Origin of the sequence: Armatimonas sp., from assembly GCF_043760365.1 — a bacterium.
Taxonomy (GTDB): domain Bacteria; phylum Armatimonadota; class Armatimonadia; order Armatimonadales; family Armatimonadaceae; genus Armatimonas.
Genome location: NZ_JAYUPA010000874.1, coordinates 1 through 8,712, shown reverse-complemented (window position 1 = coordinate 8,712; position 8,712 = coordinate 1). Strand labels below are relative to the sequence as shown.

Sequence of the window (8,712 nt, the reverse complement as noted above, 5' to 3'; positions counted from 1 at the left end):
TCTCGTTCCAGAAGCTGGTCGGGGTGGACAACACCCTCGGCCCCGAGATGAAGTCCACAGGAGAGATTTTGGGTCAAGACTTAGACTATCCCCGCGCGCTTTTCAAAGCGCTCGTTGCCAGTGGCATCAACCTGCCGCTGAAGAAGGCCGTGCTTGCCACCCTCGCCGACACCGACAAGGCCGAAGCGCTGCCGCTCCTCAAGGACTTTGTGGCACAGGGTTTTCAGATCTACGCCACGGCGGGCACTGCTAAGTATCTTGCCGAAAACGGCGTCGCGGCAACCACTGTCAATAAAATTAGCGAGGGTAAGCCTGATCTGATTGACTTGATCTACAGCGGCGAGATCGGCCTACTTATCAACACGATTAGCAAAGACCGACGGATCGAGCAGGAGGGCGCACTTATCCGCCGCGCCAGTGTGGAGCGCTCCGTGCCCTGTCTCACCAGCCTGGATACGGCCCGTGCTCTTCTCACCGCGCTAGAGGCCTACAACCGAGGCGAAGAGATGGGCGTGCGTACGGTAGATGAGTATCTGAAAAACGAGTAAGCCATGCCGCTCTGGCTCTACGAAACCGCAACCCAAAGCTTAGCCGAGGCTCATGTGCTTCAGATTGTGACTGATCAACAGATGACATCTATTGATCAAAGCTGGGATGCGCATAACCTTGTGGGATTTGAACATAGTCACTGGGACTGGAAATCAAAATACCGACATCGCTCTCCCGAAACGCTGATTTTTGGGCTAGAGTGTAAAAACGAGATTCAAGCCTTGATGTTCCTTTTGTTTGACAAAATGAGTCATGAGGATAACCTACCTCTAGTCTATGTAGATTATCTGGCAACTGCCCCCTGGAATCAGGGGAATGATTCTCGCTTTAAACGTAGTGGGACGCTGCTGATCTACCAGGCCATCCAGGAGAGTTTATCACGCGGTTGGCAGGGCAGAATGGGACTCCATTCGCTCCCTCAGGCGCGGGGATTTTATCTCAAGTGGGGTATGATAGACTTAGGCGAAGACCCTCGGTACGATGATTTGGACTACTTCGAAATGAGGGCAAGTCAGGCTACACACTTCCTGGAAAATTTCAATGAGTAACCCCGAACTACTAGAAAAGATAAAGACAGAGTTGGAGAGCTGGGATGGAATCGAAGACCCGGCTCCTTATGCCTCACGTCGTGATTTGGCGATTCTGCGAGTCCGCCGTGTAAACAATCTATACCAGAAGCATCTCGCCGAGTATGTTTTCTGGCAAACTCAAATGACCCAACACGAACATGACGAAGACGCCTCACGTTGGCGTCGTGGCTTTGTTCGTGCTGTCCATCCCTTTCTTTGCTCTAGCACAGAGTTGCTTATTGCAGACGCCGCTGTGAAACAAGCGCTTCCAAAGGACATAACTATAGACCCCTATGATCCTATTGCAAGCCTCCTGGAAACTGTGGCAATGCATCGTGCTGTCTACTCTACCGATGCATTCTCTCCACTCACCAACGACGATAACGAAACTCTCCGAGCCGTGGGGCCGATTCTACGACGCGCTCTCCGTCCAGAGTCAACGGATGATTTTGAAGTGACAAAGGCTGATAGTGATGCCCTAGTGCAGGCACTCTGGATCGTGGATCGTGCCGTTGCTGCTGTTAAGGTAGCGTAGCACCCTCTGCACCCGCCACAAGCGCCGCCAGTGTCCCCTGGACGTTGCGCTCACGGTCACGGTAGCGCATGAGGACGGCGAGGCTTTTGTGGCGGGAGAAGTCCAGCACTTCCTCGATCCCGATTCCTGCCGCTGTCGCCGCTTTACACGCCTCAGTAATTGCCGTATGACGCAGACCATGGGGCCGCGCAGAGACTCCCAGTGGCTCGGCGTACTTGGCGACAATGCGATGGACACTGCGCCCTGAGAGCCGCCCATCGCCTTTGTTGCTTCGGTCTTGATTGGTAAAGAGTGCGCCGGGGGCACTGCCCCGCACGGCCAGCCAGTCCGTGAGCGCCTGGCGCGTGGGAAGTGGCAGCTCTAGTGGGCTGCGCTCCAAGCGTCCTTTGCCCAAAACCCAGAGCCGTGTGGTCTCGAAATCAGCGACATCCAGCGAGCAGACTTCCGCTCGGCGCAGCCCTAAGTCATAGAGGAGGCGCAAGATCGCGTGATCGCGTGGGCTCTGCTCGGCGAGCGCTAGCATTTTCTGGACATTTTCTCTACCGGGACCACGGGTATCCCGATACGCCTCGCTGGCGAGATTGGTCACTTCGAGTACCCAGCCTGTCTGCCCGAGGAGGCGTGCGAGCTTGCTCAGCGAGCGTAGCGCCGCCAGTCGCCGATTGATCGTGGCCGGGGAGAGCTTCCGTTGCCGCAGATGCGTTCGGTAGGCCAGCGCCCGCCGGTTCGCCTCGCCCGCCGGGAGCGCCAGTAAGTCCGCAATGGCAAGTTCTGTAGAGGTTTCACAAAACGCGGCGAAGTCTTCTAGGTCACGCCGGTACGCCGTCATTGTGGTGGGGCTATGGCTTTCCAGAAAGAGGGCTAATAAATCGCCCCCATAAACGGGGGCGTCTTGTTGTCCTCGTGCCTCGGACACGAAGGGCGTGCCGCCCATGGCCGCTTGCGGCCTTTGTGTCGGAGCCTGCGACGACAATAAGACGCCCCCGTTCATGGGGGCGATCTCACGCACCACGAACCTCGCGGATCGCGCTTGCAACGCGCTCGCAGACAGCGGCGACCTCGGTCTCGGTGGGGGCTTCGGCCATCACCCGAATTAATTTTTCGGTGCCTGAAGCGCGTACCAAGAGCCGACCGCGACCTTCGAGTGATCTTGCCGTATCGGTAATTGCAGCGGAGATAGCAGAGTCGCTCTCCCAACCGTCGCGCTCTTTCACGGCAACATTGACGAGCTTTTGAGGCAGCGTAGTCATGTTGTCGTACCAGACTGACAGATCGCGCCCGGAGTCTTTCACGATTTTTAAGATCTGGAGTGCGGTGAGAAGGCCATCGCCCGCCGGAGAGAGCTCAGGAAAGAGTATATGACCCGACTGTTCGCCGCCAAGCCGTGCACGAGTCTGTACCAGAAGTTCCGCGACATAGCGATCTCCGACATTGGCGCGCTCCAGCCGCACCTGAGCAGCCTGCAGCGCCAGCTCCAGCCCCATGTTGCTCATCACGGTTCCCACCACGCGGTCGAGTTTCCACCAGAGCGCGCCCGTCAGAAGAATTCTATCGCCGTCGAAGATGCGTCCGTAGCGATCCGCGAGAATCACCCGGTCGGCGTCGCCATCAAAGGCCAAGCCCGCGTCGGCATTCTCGGACTTCGTGCGCGCGGCCAGCGCTTCCGGGTGTGTCGAGCCGCAGTGCGCATTGATGTTAAGTCCATCGGGCTCGCAGTGCGTTGCGATCACTTCGGCACCAAGACGCTCTAGCAAGGGTTTGGCAAGATAGCTTGCCGCACCGTTGGCACCGTCTATCACCAGCTTCAGACCCGCGAGTGTCGTCTCACCGAGCGTGCCGCTTAGGAAATTCGCGTAGGCCGCAATGGGATCGCTACTGTGGGTGAGTCGCCCGACACCCGAGCCTGCGGGCCGGTCAAAATCATTCGCGAGAGCGGCTTGAATCGCAGACTCCGTAGCATCGGGGAGCTTCTTGCCATCGGAACCGAAGAACTTGATGCCATTGTCCTGCATGGGATTGTGCGATGCAGAGATCACGACTCCCGCACTCGCTCCCGTGGTACGCGCCACAAACGAGACCCCTGGTGTGGGCACAACTCCCAGCGAGAGCACGTCGGCGCCCTGGGAGAGCAGCCCGGCAGTCAGTGCCGCCTCCAGTAAGTCGCCGGAGCGGCGCGGATCTCGCCCGATCACAAAGCGTCCCCCGCCCAGAGCCTGCGCTGCCGCGCGGCCCAGTGCCAACGCGAACTCCGGGGTGAGCTCCGTGTTTGCTATACCACGAACGCCGTCCGTTCCGAACTTCAGTGCCATAGTTGTTCTAGTCTCCCGCTGGTTTTGGTGTTGGGGATGGTTTTAGTGTTGGGGAGGCGGCGGGAGGCGCATCCACCGTGAGGGTTAGCTGTGCGACACGCTGCCCTAGCAGGCTAATGCCCACAGGGGGTGCCAGAACAATCCGGCGCGTCTCATTTTTAGCCAATCCCGCGACACTCACGGAGACCTTCAGCGACGAAAGCGCACTTAGCAGTGCAGGTTCCCCCCGCACGACCACGGTGCTGGGAGAGAAGGTATAGGCGGTTAAGTGGGTACCCGGCGCAGGTGCACCCGAAAACACCCCAGAGAGTACGAGAGTCTTGGTTGCGGGAGCCTGCCGAAGCGTTAAAGTGGCCCGCACCTGGGTGGGCTGTAGCCTCACGCTGGAAACGACTTGCTGGTTTGTATCCTGGGCCACGACGGGGACTTCACGGCTGAGCGCTTCGCCCGAGTCCGTGTTGTCCAGTAGTGCCACCACCCGATCCACCCGTGCGACTTCAGAGACAGGCCCTGAGACTTCCACTTTGGCGGGAAGAGACGAGGGGGGGGCGTACTCAAAACCAGGGGGGGGCTGGTTTTGAAAGAGCACCCGAACGGGAATGCTACGTGTTACCCGCGCCTCCAGTTCCACCTCTAAAGTGGGTGGTGCCTCCAGTGCAACACGCCCCCGCGCCTCACGTGGCAGAACATAGGTAACGGGCAGGAAATTCTTGCCGGCGCGTGCGCCCGCAGCACTCACGGTGACCTTAATGCCTTCCTTACGCACCCGATCCAGCTCCTCGGGCGGCCCGGTGAGTGTCACCTGCCCCGGTGGGGGCGGGGTCTTGACCACCAGCTCCAGGGGGAGTCCGATTACTTCGGGCTGAACACTCTGCGTGCTACTGAGGCTACGGTTTCGCTGAGTACTGGCAATAAAATAGAGCAAAACGGACAGAACAAGGGAAAGAAGCTTGTACTCCCAGTTGCGGCGAAGAAAAGCCATCATGGCGCGGACGTCTCCTTGCCTGCTTCTTTGGCCTCACTTGTTTCTTTGGCCTCACTTGTTTCTTTGCCCCGTCGCGTCAGGCTGAGACGTGGTAGCGCTTTCTTGACGCCTTTCCCAAAGGCTGTTAAGAGCTTCTCCCGCAGGAGCTCTGGCTTGAGACCCCGGTCTAGCTTGCCGCCAATTGACAGAGAGATTGTCCCCGTTTCCTCGGAGACAATCACGACCACGGCATCCGAGTTCTCCGATACCCCCATGGCGGCGCGGTGGCGCATGTGGACATTGGTGGCGATGTTAGGCGCATCAGAGAGCGGAAGCGTGCAGCCCGCCGCCACTATACGCCCATTTCGCAAGATCACCGCGCCGTCGTGAAGAGCCGTCCCGGAGTAGAAAATCGTCGTCAAAAGCTCCGGCGTGACTCCCGCATCCAGTACGGTGCCTGTTGCAATCACATCGTCGAGGCCCGTCTCCCGCGCCAAAACAATGAGCACCCCCGTCTTGCGCGCGGAGAGCAGGGTCGCGGCAGTCACGATCGCCTCAACCGTCTCCGTAATATTCTCCTGACGTGCCGCACTCAGCGGCGCCCCCCAGAAGTCTAAGCGCCCCAGCCGCTCTAAGACCTCGCGTAGCTCCGGATACAGTAAGATCACAATAGCCACCGGCCCTAACGGCGTCACCGAGCGCAGAAGCCAGTTGAGAGTGACAAGCTCCAGCCAGTCGGAGAGCAGCAGCAAGAGAAAGAAGACACCGATGCCGATAAGAATCTGCCAGGCACGACGGCCCTTAGCCAGCAGGATCAACCGGTAGAGAATATAGGCAACAACGACTATATCCAGAGCGGCCAGTGCGAGCGACTTGAAGTCAAAGGAGCGGAGGCTGGCAAACAAGGCAGACATGGGACAGCTACCAGTATACCCGACGGATTCGACCCGTTCATCGGGGAAGTAAAGTTCATCGGGGCGGTAAAATATGCTCATGAGCGAGCTACTTGCCACCAATACAGGTGCGCCACCCGACTGGGCGCTACGAATGCGCCACGTAATGGCCATGATGGATGAGGCGATCCCCGCTTTCCAGAGCCGCTACTGCCGCGCCGATGGCACTCTCATTTGGCGGCAGGAGTGGCCGGGCATGGACGGTAGCGACGACGGTTACGAGAGTTTTCACAACTGGCCTTTGTTCTATGCACTGGGCGGTGCGGAGGATCTGTTCGAGCGCTCACGCTTTCTCTGGGACGCAGTCACACGGCAGTTCGCGGCTTACGGGCAGGTCTGGCAGGAGTTCGATGCCTACTACGACTGGATGCACCACGGCGAGTCCAATCTGTTTTTGTATTATTTCGGGCTGTGTCACCCCGGCCACCCCGTTGAGAAAGCACGGGCGCTGCGTTTTGCTAAGCTCTACACCGAGGGTACCAACTGGGACGCGACACATAAGCTCATCCGTTCCCCGATCACAGGCAGCAAGGGGCCACGCTTTGAGAATAGCTGGGTAGACTGGGAGACGCACCGGGAAGTACTAGACAACTACCCGCCCCCCTTCGATGACATCCCCGGAGTGCCCGGGCCACTCGCAAACTGGAGCGATGACGAGGTCTATGGAAAAATCCTCCCCCTGCTCAACCAGCGCATGATGACCGGCGATGTGCCGCTGAACCTCACGGCCACGAGCCTCGCCACCCACGCCTTCTGCTACACCGGCGACGAAAGCTACAAACGCTGGGTCTGTGACTATCTTGAAGCCTGGAGTGAGCGCATTGCCCGTAACGGCGGCCTCTGCCCAGACAACGTGGATGAGCACGGCGTGATCGGTGGGCGAATGGAGGGCAAGTGGTGGGGCGGCTACTACGGCTGGCGCTGGCCGCACGGGGTGATGAGCCTGCTTCAGCCGCTGGTGATCGCCGCCATGAACGCCGCCATGCTCACGGGCGATCTGTCGTACTTGGACATTCCGCGCGGCCAGCTAGATAAAATGGTCGAGCTGGGCCGGGAAGAAAACGGCGTCTTACTCATCCCACACCGGCACACGGACGCGGGCTGGACGGCCTATCGCCCGCTCGCCCCAGAGTTTGCACTCCAGCTCGCGTATTTTTCGATGGAGCAGCGCGACTTTGACCGCCTCACGCTCTTCCCCGAGCGCACGACAAGCTGGCGCGAAGTGGCGCCTGGCCGAGGTAAGGGCGACTCCATCCATATCGCGCCGTGGCACTGCTATCTTCAGGGCGACCTACCCGACTACCCGACACAGATCCTCGATGCGCAGTTCGCTGAAGTCACCCGGCGGCTCGCGGTGATGGCAACCGACGACGGCGACCCGGAGACCTGGGATGTCCACCACTGGCAGGACATCAACCCGGTGCACACCGAAGCGCTCCTCCAGCTTGCCTGCGGCGGCCCGCAGGTGATCTACCACGGCGGTCTCCTGCACACCCGTCTGCGCTACTTCGACGCCGGGCAAAAGCGCCCCGGGCTCCCCCAAGGCGTCGCCGCGCTGGTCTCCAAGCTCACCGCTCAAAGTGTAACCGTCACGCTCGTCAACACCGACCCGCTCCACCCCCGGCGCGTGACCTTGCAAGCCGGACAGTTCGGCGAGCATGAGTTCATCGGCCACGGCCAGCGCCTGACGATCACGCTCCCGCCCGCCACTCAGCTCACCCAAACGCTAGAACAAAAGCGCTTTGTGCACGCCCCGAGCTATACTCAGCCATGATCCTTGATCCACGCTACTTCGGCCTTGATAATCTTTTGCGCCGCCCTCTCCACCAAGACAAGTGGGGTACCGACACACTCACACTCGAAATTCTCACCGATAACCACGAGGCCGTTCTCCCTGCCGACGGGCACTGGCGGCCCAGCCACAGCAGCCTGTACGGACGTGCGGAGTTTTCGGAGCTGCAGCTCGTGCAGGATAGCTTCATGGCGCAGGACGGCACACTAGTCGCTACACTGCTGATCCGAAACCCCTCCTCGGATACGGTATTTGTCGAGCTTGCGCCCCGCTGGAGCCTCAAAAACGGGCTGAGCGAGGCGGGCTGGGTACACCGCTGCACACCCCCACTCGATGATCTCCTGGTTCACCTGCCCGCCGATGCCTGCATTGCGCGCAACTTCACCCTGTCGGTGGCGGCCACGGAAGAGGCGGCGTTTAAAAATGCCACCCGCTGGTTCTTTGAGAGCCGCCCCGCCGCCGCGCATGTGCAGCACTTCGAGCACTGGTGCGCAAGCAATACGCTTCTCTTTGACTGTCCCGATCCCTGGCTAACCCGGCTCTTTGCCCACTGTCAGGCACTTCGTTGGCGCGGGATCGCGCCAACCGGCGAGGGAACCGACCCGCGTGCCAGCTTTGATGAGGCTAACTTCGATGCACCGCGCGACGACTGCCCAGCGTGGGATACGCTGATCCGTGAGCGGCTGGTGGGTGCGAGCGTCGAAGGCGACGTGCTCACCATCACCCCCGATAATTTTCTGGGACTCTCCAGCTTTTGTCTCCAGGGCTTCTACAACACGACTATTGTGTGGGATGACCCGGCGCATCCCACCGATGCCTACGAGGACGGCGACAAGGGCCTGACGATCTACCACGGACGCAGACGGCTCTACAACCAGCCGACCCTTACCCCGGTGACACTCCCCCTCGTCGGTAGCTCCGGACGGTTCCGAGGAGAATAAATCCAAACGGAATCCACCAGATTAGGTCGTTGCTGAGGAGCAGGTAGCCGAAAGTCCAGGGCAGCTCCCCCTTGAGTACCGCCATCAGGAACCCGAGTGG

At 59.8% G+C, this 8,712-nt stretch carries 8 protein-coding genes and 1 pseudogene; 5 read left to right on the top strand and 4 right to left on the bottom strand.

Annotated features, from left to right (window positions below; all coding sequences use genetic code 11):
* From ACH2EH_RS21750 to ACH2EH_RS21740, 3 genes and pseudogenes are all read left to right on the top strand, one after another.
* Positions 1-548 (top strand): annotated as a pseudogene (locus ACH2EH_RS21750) (carbamoyl-phosphate synthase large chain); the annotation flags it as partial.
* 3 nt (positions 549-551) lie between these two features.
* Positions 552-1,097 (top strand): GNAT family N-acetyltransferase, encoded by a 546-nt coding sequence (locus ACH2EH_RS21745; RefSeq protein ID WP_395145032.1) that lies wholly within the window; start codon positions 552-554, stop codon positions 1,095-1,097.
* A 163-nt stretch (positions 1,098-1,260) separates the two neighbouring features.
* Positions 1,261-1,653 (top strand): hypothetical protein, encoded by a 393-nt coding sequence (locus ACH2EH_RS21740; protein WP_395145031.1) that lies wholly within the window; start codon positions 1,261-1,263, stop codon positions 1,651-1,653.
* Here the strand turns inward: ACH2EH_RS21740 and ACH2EH_RS21735 are convergent.
* From ACH2EH_RS21735 to cdaA, 4 genes are read right to left on the bottom strand one after another with little or no spacing between them, the layout of a single operon-like run.
* The gene (locus tag ACH2EH_RS21735) at positions 1,640-2,644 is read right to left on the bottom strand and encodes a tyrosine-type recombinase/integrase (RefSeq protein ID WP_395145029.1); all 1,005 of its coding nucleotides are present in this window, start codon (positions 2,642-2,644) and stop codon (positions 1,640-1,642) included. The two genes, ACH2EH_RS21740 and ACH2EH_RS21735, sit on opposite strands and share 14 nt — an antisense overlap.
* Positions 2,645-2,654: 10 nt before the next feature.
* Positions 2,655-3,962, bottom strand: a complete 1,308-nt coding sequence (gene glmM, locus ACH2EH_RS21730; protein WP_395145028.1) for a phosphoglucosamine mutase — start codon at positions 3,960-3,962, stop codon at positions 2,655-2,657.
* A 7-nt stretch (positions 3,963-3,969) separates the two neighbouring features.
* Complete coding sequence (locus tag ACH2EH_RS21725) at positions 3,970-4,947, bottom strand: YbbR-like domain-containing protein (RefSeq protein WP_395145026.1); 978 nt, start codon at positions 4,945-4,947, stop codon at positions 3,970-3,972.
* Complete coding sequence (cdaA, locus tag ACH2EH_RS21720; RefSeq protein WP_395145024.1) at positions 4,944-5,840, bottom strand: diadenylate cyclase CdaA; 897 nt, start codon at positions 5,838-5,840, stop codon at positions 4,944-4,946. Before cdaA ends, ACH2EH_RS21725 begins: the two co-directional genes overlap by 4 nt.
* 79 nt (positions 5,841-5,919) lie before the next feature.
* Here cdaA and ACH2EH_RS21715 point away from each other — a divergent pair, with 79 nt between their 5' ends.
* Positions 5,920-7,653 (top strand): hypothetical protein, encoded by a 1,734-nt coding sequence (locus ACH2EH_RS21715; RefSeq protein ID WP_395145022.1) that lies wholly within the window; start codon positions 5,920-5,922, stop codon positions 7,651-7,653.
* Positions 7,650-8,612: a hypothetical protein gene (locus ACH2EH_RS21710; protein ID WP_395145021.1), complete on the top strand. Its 963-nt coding sequence runs from the start codon at positions 7,650-7,652 to the stop codon at positions 8,610-8,612. The genes ACH2EH_RS21715 and ACH2EH_RS21710 overlap by 4 nt, the downstream gene beginning before the upstream one ends.
* Positions 8,613-8,712: the final 100 nt, after the last annotated feature.

Excerpts from the sequence above, each read along its gene's own strand:
- ACH2EH_RS21745 (WP_395145032.1), top strand. The coding sequence starts at position 552 with ATGCCGCTCTGGCTCTACGAAACCGCAACCCAAAGCTTAGCCGAGGCT.
- ACH2EH_RS21740 (WP_395145031.1), top strand. The coding sequence starts at position 1,261 with ATGACCCAACACGAACATGACGAAGACGCCTCACGTTGGCGTCGTGGC.
- ACH2EH_RS21735 (WP_395145029.1), bottom strand. The coding sequence starts at position 2,644 with ATGAACGGGGGCGTCTTATTGTCGTCGCAGGCTCCGACACAAAGGCCG.
- glmM (WP_395145028.1), bottom strand. The coding sequence starts at position 3,962 with ATGGCACTGAAGTTCGGAACGGACGGCGTTCGTGGTATAGCAAACACG.
- ACH2EH_RS21725 (WP_395145026.1), bottom strand. The coding sequence starts at position 4,947 with ATGATGGCTTTTCTTCGCCGCAACTGGGAGTACAAGCTTCTTTCCCTT.
- cdaA (WP_395145024.1), bottom strand. The coding sequence starts at position 5,840 with ATGTCTGCCTTGTTTGCCAGCCTCCGCTCCTTTGACTTCAAGTCGCTC.
- ACH2EH_RS21715 (WP_395145022.1), top strand. The coding sequence starts at position 5,920 with ATGAGCGAGCTACTTGCCACCAATACAGGTGCGCCACCCGACTGGGCG.
- ACH2EH_RS21710 (WP_395145021.1), top strand. The coding sequence starts at position 7,650 with ATGATCCTTGATCCACGCTACTTCGGCCTTGATAATCTTTTGCGCCGC.